Consider the following 18,485-nt stretch of genomic DNA (forward strand, 5'->3'; position numbering starts at 1 on the left):
ACAACCTATGAATATGACATTTAGCCAATTAGTGGAAAACCATAATGTCTCCGATAAGGCAAAGGCTTTTGGTTTTCTGGGGAAGGATTTCCTGACCTACGGTGATGTGAAGTCACTGATAAAATCTTTAAAAAACGAATTGATTTATAGAGGAATAGAGAAGGGCGACCGCATCGCTCTGTTCAGTGAAAACCAGCCTCACTGGGGCGTGGTTTATCTGGCCGTGACATCTCTGGGGGCGGTTATCGTTCCCATTCTGCCGGAGTTCGCCTCGAAAGCTGTGGTAAACATTCTGGACCACAGCGGAGCGAAACTCCTTTTCGCTTCGGAAAAACAGCGAAGAAAACTGGAAGAGGCCGGTTTGTCCCTGCCGGTTTTCAAACTGGAGGATCTGGAGCCTGTGGATGGGAACAAAGCCGATAAAACCCTGTATGAGAAAGACTTTGCCCTTGAGGAAGACGATCTTGCCGCCATTCTCTATACATCGGGAACCACGGGCAATTCCAAAGGGGTTATGCTGAGTCACAGGAATATTCTTTCCAATGTGGAAGCATCCTATCAGATCATCGCCATTTCCGAAGAAGACCGCTTTCTCAGTCTTCTGCCCCTGGCCCATACCTACGAATGCACTCTGGGATTGCTGTTTCCCTTTACGAACGGTTCTTCGGTAACTTACATCGAAGGCGTTCCTTCGCCCCGTATTCTCATGGATGCGCTGGCCAGGGTTAAACCGACTATGATCCTTTCGGTTCCTCTGCTCATCGAGAAAATATACCGGTCCAAGGTTGCGGGACTCTTTCATTCCAGAAAGATCACATCAATACTCTATTCGCTGCCTCCGACGCGGTTTTTACTGAATCATATTGCCGGGAAAAAGCTGTTGAAAGCTTTCGGCGGGGAATTGCGCTTTTTCGGTATCGGTGGAGCGCCCCTGGGACCGGATGTGGAGCGTTTTCTCAAAGACAGCAGATTTCCCTATTCCATCGGCTACGGTCTGACGGAAACTTCGCCGCTTCTGGCGGGAGACAATCCTTCTATTCAGAGATTCCGGTCTACGGGAAATCCCGTTTTTAACGGAGAATTGAGAATAGGCGAACCGGATCGCAGGACGGGAGTCGGGGAAATACAGGCTAAAGGGCCCAATATCATGCTCGGCTACTACAAGGATGAAGAGCGGACAGCGGAAGTCTTTACAGAAGACGGCTGGTTCCGCACGGGAGATCTGGGAAAAATGACACAGGACGGCCGGCTTTTTATCAAAGGCCGGAAGAAAAACCTGATTCTCGGTTCCAATGGAGAGAATATCTATCCCGAAGAGATTGAATCTCTTATCAATGAGAACGAGTATGTGGAAGAATCGGTTATCACCCAGAAAGGGAAAGAGCTTGTGGCTTTTATCTATCTCAATGCGGAAAAGCTGACGGCGGACCTGAAGAATATGAAGCTTCCCACTGAGAAGTTCGAGGAATACAAAGCTTCCCTTCTCGACAGAATCCGCCAGGAGGTCAATAAGCATCTCAATGCGGGCATACGGCTCAGTTCTCTTATTGAGCAGAAGATTCCCTTCGAGAAAACTCCTTCGATGAAGATTAAAAGGTATTTATATATCTGATAGAATCTTTTTCTCTCATTAAGAGCCTCCCTCCCCGGGAGGCTTTTTGTTTGCCCAGTCAGTTCATTTAGAGGTGAAAATCCATTTATTATGCGATTTCGGTCAGTTCCACCAGATCTATTGGTAAAAATTGCCGATTTAACCGGAATTTCTCTCCCGGGGATGAAAAAAACCGGTTTTAAAAACTTGGCACAACCTTTGCAATATAGATATCAGAAAGCAAAGAAGAGAGGTTTTGAAATATGAAAGTTTACAGATCAAGAGAAGGTAAAATATTCGGAGTTTGTCAGGGATTGGCCGATTCCACAGGCTATTCAGCTAAATACTGGAGAATCGCTGCAGTCGTAGCGGCATTCTTTACAGCCGGATGGGCTATCGCCGCTTATATCATCGCGGCATTTGTTCTTCCTGTCAGAAGACCGGAAGGGTATGATTCCAAAGGTTTCAAAGAGAATTTCGAAGATTTGAGGGATGACGCCGAAGCTTTTGTAAAAAGAGAGTACAGTGAGTTCAAGGAAGCCGGTGCCGATGCATCGAAGACCAGGAAGGAAAGGAAAGATGCCAAAGCGGCATCGGCAGGCGATTCAAAAATCGATCCTGAAAAAGCTTGATTTCAGGGAAAGAGGGAGTGATATATGTTAAACGGATATAGTTTCAGTAACGAACAGTTTGTATCCTTTATGAATAGGGAAAATCTGAAAAAGTATGATGCTGCGGCAAAAATCTACCTGATGAACAGAAGGTCGGGACAAGAGATAATCATAGTTTCCGAAGAAAGATTTGCTGAATACAGGGGAAAAGGGCTGAAGTCGATAGCCTAGAAATAATATATCAGAAAGAGAAGCCGTCCTGCAGGGCGGCTTCTCTTTTTGTCTTCCCGTCTTGACAAGAAGGGCCAAAGGATTTAAACGGTTGCTTATATGAAAGCAAATTCCTTTTTCTATCCCAAGTTTTTTTCACTGATCCGTTCCGGCCTGGACCGCAGACAGATGGTCCAGGATGTCCTGGCCGGTGTGGTGGTCGGTATTGTCGCTCTGCCGCTCTGCATCGCTTTCGCCGTTGCTTCTGGTGTTGATCCCGGCAAAGGGCTCGTTACCGGAATTCTGGCGGGATTCATCATCTCCTTCCTCGGTGGGAGCCGCGTTCAGATCGGAGGTCCGACCGGAGCATTTGTCATTCTCATTTTCGGTTTCGTACAGTCCTACGGATTCGCCGGTCTTTTTTATTCGACGATCATTGCGGGAATTCTCCTTATCCTCTTCGGGGTTCTGAAGCTGGGGAATCTGCTCAAATACATTCCCCATCCCCTCATAACAGGTTTTACAAGCGGCATTGCCCTGGTCATTTTTTCGACGCAGATTAAAGATGCCCTGGGATTGCCTATTGAAAAGGTTCCCGCTGATTTTCTGGAGAAATGGTCGCTTTTTATCCGGAAGGCCGGCGATTTCAATCCCTATTCTCTGGTGCTGACTCTTGCTTCCATTGCCCTTATCCTGATTCTGAGAAAAGTGACCAAGCGCATTCCCGGATCTTTTGTCTCCATTATTCTCCTCAGCGGAGCCGCAGCTCTTTTCCGCCTGCCCGTGGAAACAGTCGGCTCGCTCTACGGAGCCATTCCCCGATCTTTCCATTTCGGAATACCCGCCTTCGATCCGGGATTTCTCCCTGCTTATTTTCAGGCCGGACTGGCCATTGCCCTGCTGGGGGGTATCGAATCCCTTCTCTCAGCCACGGTAGCCGACGGGATGATAAGCGGCAACCATCGCTCCAATACGGAACTCATAGCCCAGGGAATCGCCAATATCGTCACTCCCTTTTTCGGCGGGATACCGGCGACAGGAGCACTGGCCAGGACCGCTGCCAATGTGAAAAACGGCGGGCGCACCCCTCTGGCGGGGATCGTCCATTCGCTGACACTTTTATCCATCATGCTTTTCTTCGGTCCCTATGCCGTTTACATCCCCATGGCCGTTCTGGCGGGGATTCTTATTGTCGTGGCATACGACATGAGCGAGCTTCATGCATTCAAAGCCTATCTGAAAGGAAACATGTATGACAGGATTATCCTTCTCGTCACATTTCTGCTGACGGTTTTTGTCGATCTGGTAGCGGCCATCGAAGTGGGCATCGTTCTTTCGAGCCTCCTCTTTATGAAGAGAATGTCCGATATTGCCGAGAAAAGAATCGACCATGTGGTGGATCTCGATGTCATTGACGATTACTCGGCTCTGCCTTCCCGTATAGGAATCTATGAAATCAGCGGTCCGCTTTTTTTCGCTTCGGCCCGGCGTTACATCGAGCTGATGAAAGAACTGGGAATCAGGAAAGATGTGATTATAATCCGCATGCGCCATGTTTCCTTTATTGATAAAACGGGGATGAATACTTTTGCCGATGCGGTGCGCTTTCTCCACTCCCGGAAGATCGATGTCGTCCTGTCCGGGCTTAATGATGAAGTTTTGCTGAAGCTGAAGAACAACGGCATGGACAGGTGGATTCCCGAAGAAAATATCTGCAGCTCCTTCAAGGATGCTGTAGCCAGGGCTGAATCCCTCTGAGGGAAGTACGATAAAAAGCTCTTGTCTCTTTTTTCCCGTCCCGTTAACATATGGACCATGGCTGATCTGCACGAACGAAACCCCCATTCCGGGTTATACGATTTTGATGCTCTTGTTAAAAGTCTCCCCGAACTGGAGCAGGCTGTGGTTTCGAACCCCACGGGGGAGAAGACAATCGATTTTTCCGATGCCCGTTCCGTTTTTCTCCTCAATAAGGCTCTGGTGCGCTATTACTATAAAGTTGAAAACTGGCAGATCCCCGAGGGATATCTCTGCCCTGCTGTCCCGGGCCGGGCCGATCATATTCATTACGCCGCCGATCTGCTGGGAGAGTATACGGGAGGAGACATACCCCGGGGAAGAAAGGTTCATGTTCTGGATACGGGGACGGGAGCCGGCTGTATCTACCCCGTCATCGGCTGCGGAGCCTTCGGGTGGAAATTTACCGCTTCGGAGATCGATCCTCTATCCCTTAAGATGTCCAGGCTGATCGTTCAGACAAATCCTTCTATCAGCAAGCTGGTAAAAGTGAAACAGCAGAAACAGAAGCAGTTCATCTTCCGCAATATTATCGAAGAGAGGGACTTTTTCGATCTGACAGTCTGCAATCCTCCTTTTTTCGCATCTCAGAAGGAAGCCGTCGAAGCGAACAGAGAGAAATGGAGAAAAATGACCGGAGAAGAGAGTCCCGGGAACCTCAATTTCGGCGGAATGGAGAATGAACTGTGGTATCCCGGCGGAGAAGCGGCATTCATCGGCAAAATGATCCGGGAAAGCGCTGAATTCGCCGATCAGGTTAACTGGTTCACTTCCCTTGTTTCCCGAAAGGAAAACCTGGCTATTCTGGAAAAACAGCTGTCCCGGGAAAAGACAGCAGCCTTCAAAACTATTTCCATGAGCCAGGGAAACAAGAACAGCCGCCTTCTGGCCTGGACATTTATGAGCGAATCCAGGAGACAATCTCTGGCTGATAAGTATAAAAAAGCCTAATTTTAAACAATTTCCTATTGAAAGAGCTGAATCGGCTATTACACTTTATATAGCGAGGAGGCATCCATGCGTTTTTTCCACTTAAAGATCAAGGGGCGGTTGATACTCATTTGCGCCGTTCTGGTAATCGTCCCGATTCTGACTCTGGGCACCATTCTTTATGTGACCATACAGAATGAAACCGCTCTGGAAAATGAAACCAAGCTGCGGCAACAGTCAGAGCTGCTCTCCCTCAATGCGGAAAGCATTTATGAAATAGCTCTGGATAAAGTTAAGACAGATTTGAAAGTGGCCAGGAAAACTCTTAATTCCTACGGTGATCCCACAGTGGATGAAAAGGGAGATCTGGTTCTCTATGATCCGGTCGGAGACCGGGCGCCGATTCATATTGCGGAGAATTACGCCATTGTCGATGAGATCCGCGATCTCCTCGGCGGAACGGCTACAATCTTCCAGCTGAAAAGTTTTGAAGGTGAAAAAAGCTCCGATCCCGGTTCTGCGGGATGGGCTTATGATACGGCTTTCTACCGCATATCGACTAATGTCATAAAAGACGACGGGAACCGGGCCATCGGAACTATCGTGTCAAAACCGGTATTCGATACGATTATGAAAGGCGAAACATTCTTCGGCAGAGCCTGGGTTGTAAACGGCTGGTATATGACGGCTTATGAGCCTCTCTATGATGAAAGAATGAATATAATCGGGATACTTTATGTCGGCGTGAGGGAAGAGGATTATCAGAATACTTTCCTCGATAACATTGCCAGCCAGGTTGTCGGTAAAACAGGATATATCAGTGTTCTCAACAGCAAGGGGGAATATGTTCTTTCGCTGAATCATCTCCGCGACGGCGAGAGCATCATCAATGCCACCGATTCCAACGGCGTCTATTTCATCAAGGAAATCGTCGATGAATCCCTGAGTCTGAAAAAAGGGGAAACGGGAATAAAATACTATGACTGGAAAAATACCGGCGAGACTCGCGCCAGAAGAAAATTCACCAGCTTCAGCTATTTCCCCCAATGGGACTGGATCATCTCTCCCGGAGCTTATGTGGATGACTTCCAGGACGGTCTCATCCGTATGAGAGGCATAATTCTCCTGGTCGGAATTTTGAGCGCCGCAGCGGGAATCGTGGTAGCGTATTTCTTTGCCAATTCCATTGCCAAACCTTTGAAGAGGGTTGCCGGAATGGCCGATGTCATTTCCCGGGGAGACCTCAATGTCGAAAAGATTGAGATAAAGAGAAAAGACGAAATCGCCATGCTGGCCGATTCCTTTTCGGGAATGCTTGAATCGTTCCGTTACAAAGCGGGCGTTATCGAAACAATAGCTTCCGGAGATCTGACCCAGAACATCGTCAAGGCATCGGAGGACGATCAGCTCGGTCAGTCGCTTATGGATATGAATGATTCCCTCAACGGACTGCTCAACGAGATAACCCAGACCGTGAACGAGGTGAATAACGGTGCGGAACATGTTTCCAATGCCGGTCAGGAGCTTTCCCAGGGGGCTATGGAGCAGGCCAGTTCGCTGGAAGAAATTTCATCGTCGCTCACCAGGATTAACAGCCAGACCAGACAGAACGCCGACAGCGCCATGGAAGCCAGTTCCCTGGCCAAAACTGCCGCGGCCAATGCCGAAAAGGGAAACGGAAAAATGGAACAGCTGCTGGAGGCTATGAATAAAATTGAAAAATCCTCACAGGATATCAGTAAAATCGTCAAAGTTATCGATGACATTGCTTTCCAGATAAATCTTCTGGCTCTCAACGCCAATGTGGAGGCTGCCAGAGCCGGGAAATACGGTAAGGGATTTGCCGTAGTCGCCGATGAGGTCAGAAACCTGGCCAACCGGAGTGCTGATGCCGCCAAGGAGACAACGGCCATGGTCGAGGCGTCGGGGAAGAATGTGAAGGAAGGGAAAACGGCAGCCGAAGAAACTGCGTCCCAGTTGGGAGAAATCCTTGCCGGGTCGATCAAAGTCGCGGAATTCCTTATGGAGATTTCCCGGGCCAGTACGGAACAGGCCGAAGGGATTAATGATATCAACGCGGGGCTGGAACAAATCGATCAGGTCACACAGTCCAATTCATCCAGTGCCGAAGAGAGCGCTTCGGCGGGAGAGGAGCTGGCTGCCCAGGCGGCTCAGCTCAAGGGCATGCTGGAAATGTTCAGGTTGTCAGACAGCTACGATGAAAAGCGGCGGCTTATACCCTGATTTCTCTTAAATGAATTGTGTTTTCCCGTACCTGTGATAACTCCGAAGAGAGCGGTTCGTCGAATCAGACGAACCGCTTTTTAGTCAATATGGTCGAATAATCCTAAAAAATCATATAAATCTCGAGAAAAAAAGGGTTTTTACCCAATTAATATTTTATGGCACATATTTTGCATAATTGGGTTTAGAAAATTAAAACCCTAAAAATATGAGGTCTACCCATGAAAAAGTTAATGGCTCTTACAATCATTCTGTTCAGTTCCTTCGGCTTGTTTTCGATGACTCCGGAACTGACCATTGATGCCCTGTCCGAACAGGCTGAAGCCGGAAGGGTGACAGCCCAGAAAATCCTGGCTGAAAAATTCCTTTTGGGAGAGGGGATCTTCCAGAATAATGAATTGGCTTTTTACTGGTTTAACAAAGCAGCCGCCGCAGGGGATCCGGAAAGCCTGTATCAGCTCGCTCTTTTGTACAAGCGGGGGCTGGGAACAGGGGTCAATATGAATGAAGCTCTTTCGCTGCTCAATAAAGCGGCGGTGACGGGATATCTGAAAGCCCAGTATGAACTGGGAATCTTTTACCGGGATAACGATGACTTTTCCATTTTCTGGCTCGAAAAAGCAGCGGAGCGCAATCATGTGGAGGCGCAGTACCGTCTCGCGGAAATCTATCTTCTCAAAGAAGGGTCTTATTTCGAACAGCTCGGCTATTACTGGCTGAACAGAGCGGCTGTTCGGGAACACAGAATCGCCCGGTACAAGCTCGGAATGCTTTACAGGGAGGGCGACCGTTCCGGCGAAGATCTGAAGATAGCTTTCAAATGGATCAGCCAATCGGCGGAACAGGGATTCAAAGAAGCGGAAAAAGAACTGTCCCGGATGTATCGGGAGGGAATCGGAACTGATGTGGATATGGAGAAGGCCCGATTCTGGCAGGACAGAAGCCGAAGGGTGCTGTGATCAGCGGCAGTTTTCGTCGGATTCATCTGAATAGTATGAGACTTCGACAAAACCGTAGGAAAAAAACGGTTTTATTAAGATAATAGCAAATGGCACGGATATTGCATAGATGTTAGAGAGAAGGAGGAATCATTGTTAACACATCAGGAAGTACAGCTGAATAACCAGTTGTACAACAAATATAAAGACCAGAGAATCCTTTTTTCCACCAGCGTTGCGAAGTCCATCGGGCTTCAGCAGAGCGAAACGATATTGAAAATCGGGATGGAGAAAACGAAAGGAGCTCTCATTTCCGCGACAATGAACGATATGGTGATTCTGGCTAAGATGACTGAAGCGTTGAGAAGGAGAATCTATTCGGAAAACGGAATGGTGACGGTACATCTGAAGTTTTTTGATTCTCTTTTCAAAAAAGAGATGATCTTCAATCTCTACACCAAGTTCGTCAATATGAATAACCATGGTCTTCCCGGTCAGGACATGCAGTATCTCAGCCTGAAGCTGAGAAGAAGAATACCCTATGAGCTGGTTTCGGTTTTCGGGAAGCACCATACTAAAGTTTCCACTGCTTCAACGGTGCTGAATAAAAAGGCAGAAGGAATGCTTTTTGCCCGGGGAATCAAAAAAAATTGCTTCCCTTCATATATCGACAATGAGAAAGTGATGATCAATTTTCTGGGGAATCCCCAGTCTTTTGTCAACCACAAAGCAATGATCGTTCTGAAATCGCCCGATACCGGCGAAACCTATGAAATCATAGGAAAAATAGATGAACAGTTTGAACAGAATATCGATGCTTTTCAGATGAGACTGAATTATTCCATAGACCAGCAGAGCCCGAGATTTACAAGCTCTCTGGGGAATCTGAAAGAGCTGATAAATATAAGCAATTGAAATAATAAAAATTGACAGAATAAAAACAGGGAGTACAAAAATGAAAAAAACAGTAACGGCCTTATGTATAGCCGCAATCGGAATGGGAAGCCTTTCTGCTTCATCGACAAACCTCGAAAATATCTACGGAAAAAATGACCTGGATCTCAATGGTAACTACGTCCATATCTACGGAAACAATTTCGGAGCCATAATCGAAAGCAACATTACCGAACCCTACTGCATGGATGTGGATGTGGCGGGCAGGGAAATTGATCTGCTCAAAGAAAGAAACAGCTCTCTTAATGAGGAAAACGGCCAGTACAGTTCCGCTGTAAAGACACTGGAATCAGATGTTTCCAATGTGTTCGGCCTTATCGCCCGGATCGAATCTCTGATGAATACGGTCATATCCTCCGGTACGGATCTCTATACTCTTTCGACAACTCTGACCGATCCGGAAATGAAAAATGAGCTTCAGAAAAGCATCGAGGAGAACAGACAGCAGAAATTCGATCTGGAAAACCGTCTCCAGGATCTCAATCGCAAACTTTCAAGCCTGAAAGAACAGATCGGCGTAAAGAAACGTTACATAACCGTTAATAATCTGAATATCAGAAGAAATGATGACAGAATCGAATTCCTCAAAGCCTGTATCGATCTTTCCACAAAAGACTCCGGCGCTTTGAACAGGGCTATCACTCGCTCCTCATCGCTTCAGGAAGAAGTAGACAGCCTGCTCAGCATGAATTTCTGAAAGGGGTATGATTAAGATGAAAAAGCTTATTATCGGTCTTATGCTCACTGTTGGGATTTTTTCCCTGCAGGGGCAGGATAGACCGGGATTTTATCTCGATTCGCTCAACATCGCTGCTCCTTTCAAGGTTCCGGTGAGCCATTACCGGGGGTTCAGCGAGTACGAAGCGGGATTCGGACTCCAGGCGAATTTCAAGTTTGGAGGACTGTACGGCCTGAGGGTCTTTCTCGGAGCCGACGCCACTTACAACTTTAATTCTTCCGAAAGGATAGACCTCCTGGTTGATGCCAATGTCAATGCAGGAATAGGCTGGGAGATTAACCCGGGCCGGGGAGCCTTCACTATGACGCCCCAGCTTTCGGCAGGCGCCGTCTTCCATATTCTCAACGGTGATTTCATGCTCGACGGAAATGACGAAACAACCCTTTACATAGATCAGCTATACCGCTTTCAGCTGGAAATGGCTTACACCTTCAAAGCGGGAGAGAAGAAAAAAACTCATGTGGCTCTGTTTATCTCTCCTTCCTTCGAGATTTTTTCCGGAGAGACATACTGGGGATATATACCCGGCGGAACCTTAGGCATCAGGCTCATATTCGATCCGGCGGAATAGATACTGATTTGCCTTAATTGAATTCCTTATAAGGAATCATTATCATATAATAGGGATGAAAAGGAGTGAAAGTGAAAAGAAAAAAATCTGATATATTGATATTATTAACAGTTTTTATATTCTCAAGCTTTCAATCCTGCAGTAATTTTCTTATCGATCCTCGTATCGCTCCTGATAGCGAACCCGTTCCTTCCGCTCTTTCAGCAGTTATCAGCGCTACAATTTCTGTCGGTAAGGAATCGACCTATGGAGTATCTGTCGTCACAATTGACTGGTCCGAGGAGGTCCCGGACGTCTCAATCAGCGATCTGGAGCCATTGAACTGTACGGTCGGGGGATTTTCCCATTCGGGAGATACTTCGAGCTTTTCCTTGACCGCCGTAAGCAGCGGCACCGTGGGATTTTCCATTTCTGCCGGAGCGATAACCGGTATAAGCGGTCTGAAAAATACTGAAGAAAATTATCTGTTCATCTATTCTCCCGTCGGACTGACGCTCTCGATCTCATCGACGGAACCGTCCATCACGTCCCTGACTCCGATTCCCCTCACTTTCCACTTCAGCGAATCGGTTACAGGGTTCGAGATTACCGATATCTCAACGACTCTCGGTTCTGTTGAAAATCTGAGCGGATCCGGATACCTCTACTCTGCCGATCTTGTACCCGGTACGGACGGAACAGCGGAAATCGCTGTTGTCCAGGGAGCGGCCGCGGATACGCTGACCGGAGCTTCAGAATCGCAGAACGCCGTATTCTCCATCACATACGACGGAACCTCTCCCGGAGTCATATTGACCGGTCCTGTCAGTGATGGAGGTATTGCCGGATACAATACCCTGACATTCACAGCTTCCTTTTCAGAGCCGGTTACAGGATTCACTCTCGATGATATCTCTGCCTTAAACGCCGATCTTGCTAACCTCGGCGGATCGGGAACAACCTGGACTTTTGATGTAACACCCCGGGCGGAAGCTCTGGTTTCCCTCGATATACCTGCCGGTATAGCCTTCGATAGTGCCGGAAACGGGAACACAGCCCTGGCTGATACCTATGATTATACCTATAACAGCATTAAGATAGCTGTGAACTTCACGTCTTCCTCATCCCCTGTGACCAATGATGCCACTGTCACAATTACAATCGCCTTCGATCTGGATATGGATCAAGATGATCTTGCTGTGGGAGAATTGTCTATCAACGGCGGATCCCTGTCCAATTTTCAGAAAATCAGTGATGATGTATATACCGTTGATATTGTTTCCATGACCACTGGAACCATCACCTTAACAGTAGCAGATGGAGCAGCTTCGAGAACCGAAGGAAGAACCAATCCCGAATCGAGCTTCAGTTTTACCTATGACGGAGACGGCCCGGCCCTTCCTCTCTTCGATGTGCTTGAATTTAGCAGCCGGGATGTACTGTTTTCAGATGATGCTGCCAACGAAATACTGGAAATCGACCTGACAACAGACTATTCGGGAGATACGGGACTGACTTTTGAATACACCATCGATAATGGAGCAACCTGGCTCGGTTACACCGATCCCCGTTATATCGCAGCAGAAGGCCTGTACAGCGGAATAAATATCCGTGTGACCGATGGAGCGGGAAATGTTTCCGAAGGAACAGCGGTTACCAATGTAACCATAGACAGCACTCCGCCGGACTCACCGATTGTTAATATACTCACCGATCCTGTCAATGCTTCCAATTACACAGACTTTTCCTTTGCCTTAAGTGGCGGTGAAGCCGATATTACATACAATTACACTCTCAGTTCCTCTATGGGGGGAACTGATGTTACAGGAAGCGGCAGCCTCGACGGATCGGGAGAGGTATCTGTATCAGGTCTTGATACAACATCACTGAATGACGGGACACTGACTCTTCAGGTTCGACTGACAGATGAGGCAGGTAACCAGAGCGGTATCGGTCAGGACCAGGTTGAAAGGGACATTATCGCGCCCTCAGCTCCCGTTGTAACCATCAATTCTTCCGATCCGGTGACTTCGGCGGATAATGACAGCTTTTCCTTTTCCGTAACCGGGGGCGAAGAGGGCGCGGCGTACAGCTATACAATCAGTTCGGACTCAGGGGGAGCCGTGCTTTCGGGATCGGGTACTTTTGATTCAACGGGAGATTTCTCAGAAAGCAATATCAATGTGGAAGCGCTGCCCGATGGAAACTTAACCGTATCCATTGTCCAGACCGACAATGCGGAAAATCAATCCGCTGCAGGCAGCGATACGGTTGTACTCAATGCGAAAGCGTTCAATGATTCGGATTTCTCACAAGCCGTTGATGCAACCAATGTCGGTTCCTACAGTTTTTCCATATTCGGAGATCCCGATTCCACATATTCCTATACTTTGAGCTCCAGCAACGGCGGAGCCTCCCTTTCCGACTCGGGCTTGATTCCGGCAGGCGGAGAGGAGGCAATCGGACCTCTCGACTTAAGCGCTATGAACGACGGATGGCTTATCCTCATAGTCTCCGTGACCGATACACTAGGCAACTCCAGCATCAAAGTTTTTGTTGCTGAGAAAAGTTCTGTCCTTCCCGATACGGGAACAGCCGATTTTTCCGCCGCCACTATGTCTGTAACCTTTGACATGAGTTTCCACGGAAGCCAGACAGTCCCCGACAGATCAGGCGGCTCCGGAACGGAAGTCGTGAAATTCGATACGGCGGATTTCGCCGGATCGGCTTTTGATGATGTCATAAAATTCACTGATCTCTCCGATGGAGAAACCTTCGCTATCGCAGGAGGGGGCGGTTTTAATACTATTGATCTTTCGGACCATCCTGCCAGCGCCATTACAATAACCAGTGGTATTCTCGGGGATGCCGGCCAGGCCAATAACGGCTCTGTGATGATAGATCTGGGCGGAGGAGAATCTGCGGCTATCAATTTCACCGATGTCCAGTACTTTGAGTTCAATTCAAAAGTTTTCGACGGATCGCCCCATGCTCTGATCCTTGATAATATTGATGACAATGCCTATTATTTTGACGGTTCCGCCAATAGCATCATTGTTGACGACAATGGACTGAGCGACGCTTTCAGTCCTGCCATACCCATCTATCAGGGATCTCTCCAGAAAAATTTCAATCTCGGCCTATCGGTACAGATGATAACCGGAACGAGAAGTCAGAATGCTTCTCTCGTGTTTGATTATGTCGATCATGGCAATTTCAAATTTATAGAAGCCGGGGCCGGTGGAGATATCTGGAGGATCAGAGAACTCGTAAACGGCACGGCTTCCGCCAACCTGGCCACTTTCGTTGAAACTCTGGAATCCGGCGATGATTACGCCACTACGCCGGTTTACAGTCTGGAGCTGAGGGTGACCGGAGAGGACGGCGATGTGGCCGAAATCTGGTCGGCAGGAGAAATGAAGACCTCCTATGATTTCAATGAACCTCTCAACGACGGCTTATTCGGCGTCAATACCCGCAATGCCCAGTCGAAGATGACTCTGAATCTCGAGCCTTCCAACTGGGCGCCCTATGTGAAAAAGTACGATGTAAAAATCAGTCAGTCCGCGGGCAATACGGTTACGCTGGACCTGCTGGGCGATGCTCTGGATCAGGAAGATGAACCTCTGATTCTCACAGCCTTGAGCTCCGGATCCGGCACATTAAGCGACAACGGTGATGGCACCGTAACCTATCAGGTCCCCGGTCCATCCTTTTACGGAATAGATGAGTTCACATATCAGGTCAGCGACGGCACGAATATTTCAACAGGAACTATCAGGTTTGATGTGGTTCCATAAGGTAAGATCTTAAATGAATAAAATATCTCTGCTGATGGTTGTTACTATCTGCACAGCTTTACTCGATCTCCCTTCTCAGGATCAATCAGGAAGTGAAATTCCGATCCTGATTTACACTTCGGCAGATACAGCTGAAGAGGAACTGGTGAGGGAGGAATCCAGGTCGAATCTCGACCGCTACTGGGAAATGAGGGGATACGGGACAGTCTATTCGGAGCTCCCTTCCGGGGCTGATGATCAGATGATCCGGAACGAGGCGCTGAACCTCCTTGTTCCTCTGATTCTCATTTCAGATTTTAATATCAACGAAGAGGTGCTCCGGATTGAATCCCGCCTTATCCATACGGTGGACGGAGCTCTCATCGGAACGACTCAATCGGCTGGAGATGAAAGCCTGGGCGCCTCGGGCAAGTGGAGCTTCGTCGTCAGAAATCTCGCCGATAAAGCTGACGCTTACCCTCTTATTTATCCTGAAAAAATACCGGAAGAGGAAATCAACGGTGAAGCCCCGGCCGATCCGGAAGAGGCAGACAGTCCGGAAGAGCCTGTCAAAGAACCGGCGGCAGCAACCGCCGATGAGGAGTCTCCCGGGACGGATCAGGATACCCGGGAAGACGAATCCATCGATGCTGCCGAAACGAATGAACCGTGGTTTGTTTTCGACTCCATTGATGTCTCATCATCAACTTTCATCCCCCTGGCCCGTTTCAGAGAGTATTCAAAAGCGGGAACCGGGGCGGAACTGGCTGCCTCCATGAAGCTTTTCTCTCTCCCTCTCGATTTCAGAATCGCCCTGGGGGCTGCATGGGCTCAGAGCGAAAGCGACTATGTGGACACTCTCTTCCAGTTCACGGCGCTTATTCAGCTTGGCTATACCATCCCATCAAAGGGGATCTTTTCCTTCGGGTTCCGGGGATCGGCAGGGATGATAGGGCATTTAGCTTCGGGAAACCTCAACACTCTCGAGGAAGTGGACACTCTTTTTTATGCCGATCAGTATTACGGAATCGAACCTGTATTCAGAATCAGACCGGGGAATAAAGAGGGCGAACCGTGGCGTTTCAGCTTTTTTCTGGCTCCGGGATTTTATATTTTCCCCAATGAAGAATACTGGGGATTCCAGATTACCGCTAACCTGGGAGCGAGTTTACACTTTTAATCGGGAATGGAGATCTTTGTTGTTTTTTCCTCTTCCACGGTGATAACGCCTTCCCAGAAGTAGAGCTTGTCCAACTCATCCCGTCCGGAAATGATAAAGATATACTCTCCCGGATCCAGGGACACAGGTGCCCCGGAAGCGTAATCGACCGGCTCATAATTCAACTCCATGGAAACTTCCTTAAGATCGTAGCTGACGATAAAAGTCCCTTTGGGAATCTTCACTTCCGCAGAAGCTTTATCAACAGGCAGGTTCGGAATGTCGATATTGACTTTCCGGATAATTCTGTCCGTCACCTCTATGCTTCTTTCTATCATTCGGTCTTCGTATTCCGCCTTTACGATAACATCTCCCACAGGCAGAGAGGTTATGAAGAGCGGGCTGATTCCGAAGCTTATGCCGTTGATGGAAACCGCCGCTCCCGGAGGAGTTGTCGTCAGATATATCTCTCCGGTTCTCTGCGGTTCCGCTTCGCCTTCTGTCTCCTCTCCTTCAGCAATAAGTGAAGCCGATGCGGTAGGGGAGACAGCAGGTTCAATGTAGAGTTCTCTAAACGGCGCTATAAGTTCATTCAGTTCGGGATCCTCATAACCTTCCAGAGTTTTCGCCAGCGTTTCCGTTTCCTCATCGGAAATATCGTAGAAAGAGTCGATCATGAGAAGGCGGCGACCCGCTTCCATCGTAATATTCTCATCATCGGAAAGAGCCAGTATCCTTTGGTATTCGTTTATTGAATCTTCCGTATTACCCAGTTCCTCCATAGCTCTAGCCAGGTAATAACGCGCTTCCGCCTCTTCCTTGAGAGACGGATCGGATTCTTCCAGAAAAATTGCCAGGGTGGCGATCGCTTCTCTGTATTTTACGGAAAAATACTGTTCCCGGCCCAGTTCCAGAGAGTTTTCCTCCAATTGGGCGAGCTGCTGCTGTTTTTTTCTGAGTGAGAAGAGGAACGTATTGATTCTGTCGGCGGTAATGCGGAAGACTATATTTTCCGATCGGCTGATGATTTCGTCGGCGATTCTCTCCGCCTCGCTGTATTCGGCATTCATGAGATGTGAGAAAGAGAGATGGAGGAGTATGGTGTCCATGACCGAAGATTTCAGGTCCCGGCTGTACCGGGAAACCAGAAATCGGTACTTTTCGACGGCCAGATCGTAATGTCTGTTCCGCTCCCAGTAGTAGGCCTCTTCGAGATGGGGGAAATATTCGGGATCCTCTGCCGATAAGCGGCTTTCATTACTGCCCAGTAAATACCTGACAGCTTTTGTAAGCGGTGTGCTCCGCCGCAGTTCCTCTTCATTGCCCTGATCTCCGTAGAGGTTGAGCCCCGATGTGAGGGACTGCATTCTCGCTTCATACTGATAGTTGTCCATGGGGCTGTCCCCTGCGTCGAGCCTGTTTTTGATAAGAGTGAGTCTTCCCGTAATATTGAGCAGGGAGTCGCTGTTCTGTTCAAATGATACTTCGCTCAGGTGACTGTGGAGAACCGTAACCTTTTCTTCCTGTATAATTGCTGAAAGTTCCACAAAGAGGAGGCCCTGGCCGATACAGATCAGAATTATAATGAGAAGGCGTTTCGCCATCAATTGACCCTCCGGTCGATTTTATAGGCCGATCCTTCGATTCCCTTGACCACCTTCTTCATTTCGGCTGCGTAATGGGCCAGCTGTCCGTAGGAGTCGATTTTTCTGTAATGATTGCTCACGACGGCAATGGAGAGGCTCACAAAGGGAAATTTCTGCTTCTTTCCTTTCCGATCCACTGACTCGATGTAACCTCTGGTTCTGTCCTCTTCGCTGTAGAACTCTTCGATACGGCTGTCGAACTCGTCAACTGTCAGCGCCGATATCTTTTCCCAGTCGTAGTAATCGCAGATTATGACGAAATCGTCTCCCCCTTCATGTCCGAAAAAGCAGTTGCGGGCATGGCTCCGACTGATGCTCTTCTCTATGGCATCGCGGGTATAGAGAATGATTTCATCGCCCCGGGAAAAGCCGTAGGCATCGTTATAGGCTTTGAATTGATCCAGGTCGCAATAGAGCACACAGAAAGCATTGCCGGTCTGCAGGCGCTTCTGGATCTCCCGTTCCAGGGCGATATTGCCGGGCAGGCCCGAAAGGGGATTGGCGTTTCTGGCTTCGCTGTGTACCGAGGAAATGGATCCGGCCATCTGTTCTATCTTTTTTGTTATCAGTCCGAACTCATCGCTGCGGTGTCTGGGGAATGTCACATCGTAATTTCCGTTGCTGATTTCCGTTAGGAGATTGAGTACTTTTCTCAAAGGCGAAATCAGAGCGTTATAGGTAAAAAAAGCGAAAATAAGGTGGATAAGGGCGACGAGAATCGTCATCAGGCCGCTCTGGCGGAAGAGATAGCTCATTCTCCTGTCCATTTCTTCAATCGATATTCCGACAATGACGATAAAAGTTCCTTCAGGTCCGGGTATGTAGATATCGATCAGCCGTTTATCAAATATCAGCTCGTGATGAAAACCGGAATTTTCAAAATCTCTTTTGGTAAGCGATTTCTGAATGGAACGGATTAGATCCGGCGTAACCGGTGCCATAGGGAGATTGTCCGAAGCCGCCAGAAGCTGATTCTGTTCGTTGAATATTTTGATGTATTCTATGTTCAGGTGCTTTTTCGACTCTAGCTCCTGAATGAGTTCCTCATAGCCGGTTTTCTCTTCCATTACAGCATTGATTTCCCTACCGATGGAAAATGTACGGAGGAGAGCGTTTTCTCCGATCAGGTCCACCTGGTTCTCAAAAACCAGCAGGGTAAAGCTCATAATAAGCAGTACGGCCGTCAGAAGATAAGCTATAATGAATTTCATGGTGACGGAAGAGCCGTAAACCTTGCTTTTCTGTTTCATCTGTTTCATTCCAATATTATGATAGTATTTTTTTCGGCACATATCCAACGTCTCCCCAAACTTTAACTTTCAAAAAACATTGAACAT

General features: G+C 48.1%; 14 protein-coding genes. 12 read left to right on the forward strand and 2 right to left on the reverse strand.

Annotation, left to right across the window (positions count from 1 at the left end; translation table 11 throughout):
- Positions 1–7 precede the first annotated feature (7 nt).
- The 12 genes from HNR50_RS10640 to HNR50_RS10695 all read left to right on the forward strand — a co-directional run bounded on the left by HNR50_RS10640 (position 8) and on the right by HNR50_RS10695 (position 15,523).
- Entirely contained in the window at positions 8–1,612 is a 1,605-nt protein-coding gene (locus HNR50_RS10640) for an AMP-binding protein (protein WP_184746745.1), read from the forward strand.
- A gap of 242 nt (positions 1,613–1,854) precedes the next feature.
- The gene (locus HNR50_RS10645) at positions 1,855–2,223 is read left to right on the forward strand and encodes a PspC domain-containing protein (RefSeq protein WP_184746746.1); all 369 of its coding nucleotides are present in this window, start codon (positions 1,855–1,857) and stop codon (positions 2,221–2,223) included.
- Between the two features lie 24 nt (positions 2,224–2,247).
- A complete protein-coding gene (locus tag HNR50_RS10650; protein WP_184746747.1) occupies positions 2,248–2,433 on the forward strand; it encodes a hypothetical protein in 186 nt (61 codons plus the stop codon).
- A gap of 99 nt (positions 2,434–2,532) precedes the next feature.
- The gene (locus HNR50_RS10655) at positions 2,533–4,170 is read left to right on the forward strand and encodes a SulP family inorganic anion transporter (protein ID WP_184746748.1); all 1,638 of its coding nucleotides are present in this window, start codon (positions 2,533–2,535) and stop codon (positions 4,168–4,170) included.
- A gap of 57 nt (positions 4,171–4,227) precedes the next feature.
- Entirely contained in the window at positions 4,228–5,160 is a 933-nt protein-coding gene (gene rlmF / locus HNR50_RS10660) for a 23S rRNA (adenine(1618)-N(6))-methyltransferase RlmF (protein ID WP_184746749.1), read from the forward strand.
- A gap of 66 nt (positions 5,161–5,226) precedes the next feature.
- The gene (locus tag HNR50_RS10665) at positions 5,227–7,383 is read left to right on the forward strand and encodes a methyl-accepting chemotaxis protein (protein ID WP_184746750.1); all 2,157 of its coding nucleotides are present in this window, start codon (positions 5,227–5,229) and stop codon (positions 7,381–7,383) included.
- A gap of 221 nt (positions 7,384–7,604) precedes the next feature.
- Positions 7,605–8,342: a tetratricopeptide repeat protein gene (locus tag HNR50_RS10670; RefSeq protein ID WP_184746751.1), complete on the forward strand. Its 738-nt coding sequence runs from the start codon at positions 7,605–7,607 to the stop codon at positions 8,340–8,342.
- Positions 8,343–8,474: 132 nt separating this feature from the next.
- Positions 8,475–9,236, forward strand: a complete 762-nt coding sequence (locus HNR50_RS10675) for a PilZN3 domain-containing protein (protein ID WP_184746752.1) — start codon at positions 8,475–8,477, stop codon at positions 9,234–9,236.
- A 40-nt stretch (positions 9,237–9,276) separates the two neighbouring features.
- Positions 9,277–9,972: a coiled-coil domain-containing protein gene (locus HNR50_RS10680; RefSeq protein WP_184746753.1), complete on the forward strand. Its 696-nt coding sequence runs from the start codon at positions 9,277–9,279 to the stop codon at positions 9,970–9,972.
- 16 nt (positions 9,973–9,988) lie between these two features.
- A complete protein-coding gene (locus HNR50_RS10685; protein WP_184746754.1) occupies positions 9,989–10,585 on the forward strand; it encodes a hypothetical protein in 597 nt (198 codons plus the stop codon).
- A gap of 71 nt (positions 10,586–10,656) precedes the next feature.
- Positions 10,657–14,364: an Ig-like domain-containing protein gene (locus HNR50_RS10690; RefSeq protein ID WP_184746755.1), complete on the forward strand. Its 3,708-nt coding sequence runs from the start codon at positions 10,657–10,659 to the stop codon at positions 14,362–14,364.
- Between the two features lie 13 nt (positions 14,365–14,377).
- Positions 14,378–15,523, forward strand: coding sequence for a hypothetical protein (locus HNR50_RS10695; RefSeq protein ID WP_184746756.1), 1,146 nt, complete (start codon positions 14,378–14,380; stop codon positions 15,521–15,523).
- Here the strand turns inward: HNR50_RS10695 and HNR50_RS10700 are convergent.
- Both HNR50_RS10700 and HNR50_RS10705 read right to left on the reverse strand, forming a co-directional pair.
- The gene (locus tag HNR50_RS10700) at positions 15,520–17,106 is read right to left on the reverse strand and encodes a PEGA domain-containing protein (protein ID WP_184746757.1); all 1,587 of its coding nucleotides are present in this window, start codon (positions 17,104–17,106) and stop codon (positions 15,520–15,522) included. The genes HNR50_RS10695 and HNR50_RS10700 overlap by 4 nt on opposite strands.
- The gene (locus HNR50_RS10705; RefSeq protein WP_184746758.1) at positions 17,106–18,407 is read right to left on the reverse strand and encodes a diguanylate cyclase domain-containing protein; all 1,302 of its coding nucleotides are present in this window, start codon (positions 18,405–18,407) and stop codon (positions 17,106–17,108) included. The genes HNR50_RS10700 and HNR50_RS10705 overlap by 1 nt, the downstream gene beginning before the upstream one ends.
- Positions 18,408–18,485 lie beyond the last annotated feature (78 nt).

The sequence above is a fragment of the Spirochaeta isovalerica genome (assembly GCF_014207565.1).
In the GTDB taxonomy this organism is placed as follows: domain Bacteria; phylum Spirochaetota; class Spirochaetia; order DSM-2461; family DSM-2461; genus Spirochaeta_F; species Spirochaeta_F isovalerica.

Excerpts from the sequence above, each read along its gene's own strand:
- HNR50_RS10665 (WP_184746750.1), top strand. The coding sequence starts at position 5,227 with ATGCGTTTTTTCCACTTAAAGATCAAGGGGCGGTTGATACTCATTTGC.
- HNR50_RS10645 (WP_184746746.1), top strand. The coding sequence starts at position 1,855 with ATGAAAGTTTACAGATCAAGAGAAGGTAAAATATTCGGAGTTTGTCAG.
- HNR50_RS10685 (WP_184746754.1), top strand. The coding sequence starts at position 9,989 with ATGAAAAAGCTTATTATCGGTCTTATGCTCACTGTTGGGATTTTTTCC.
- HNR50_RS10700 (WP_184746757.1), bottom strand. The coding sequence starts at position 17,106 with ATGGCGAAACGCCTTCTCATTATAATTCTGATCTGTATCGGCCAGGGC.
- HNR50_RS10670 (WP_184746751.1), top strand. The coding sequence starts at position 7,605 with ATGAAAAAGTTAATGGCTCTTACAATCATTCTGTTCAGTTCCTTCGGC.
- HNR50_RS10695 (WP_184746756.1), top strand. The coding sequence starts at position 14,378 with ATGAATAAAATATCTCTGCTGATGGTTGTTACTATCTGCACAGCTTTA.
- HNR50_RS10680 (WP_184746753.1), top strand. The coding sequence starts at position 9,277 with ATGAAAAAAACAGTAACGGCCTTATGTATAGCCGCAATCGGAATGGGA.
- HNR50_RS10655 (WP_184746748.1), top strand. The coding sequence starts at position 2,533 with ATGAAAGCAAATTCCTTTTTCTATCCCAAGTTTTTTTCACTGATCCGT.
- HNR50_RS10705 (WP_184746758.1), bottom strand. The coding sequence starts at position 18,407 with ATGAAACAGATGAAACAGAAAAGCAAGGTTTACGGCTCTTCCGTCACC.
- HNR50_RS10650 (WP_184746747.1), top strand. The coding sequence starts at position 2,248 with ATGTTAAACGGATATAGTTTCAGTAACGAACAGTTTGTATCCTTTATG.
- HNR50_RS10640 (WP_184746745.1), top strand. The coding sequence starts at position 8 with ATGAATATGACATTTAGCCAATTAGTGGAAAACCATAATGTCTCCGAT.
- rlmF (WP_184746749.1), top strand. The coding sequence starts at position 4,228 with ATGGCTGATCTGCACGAACGAAACCCCCATTCCGGGTTATACGATTTT.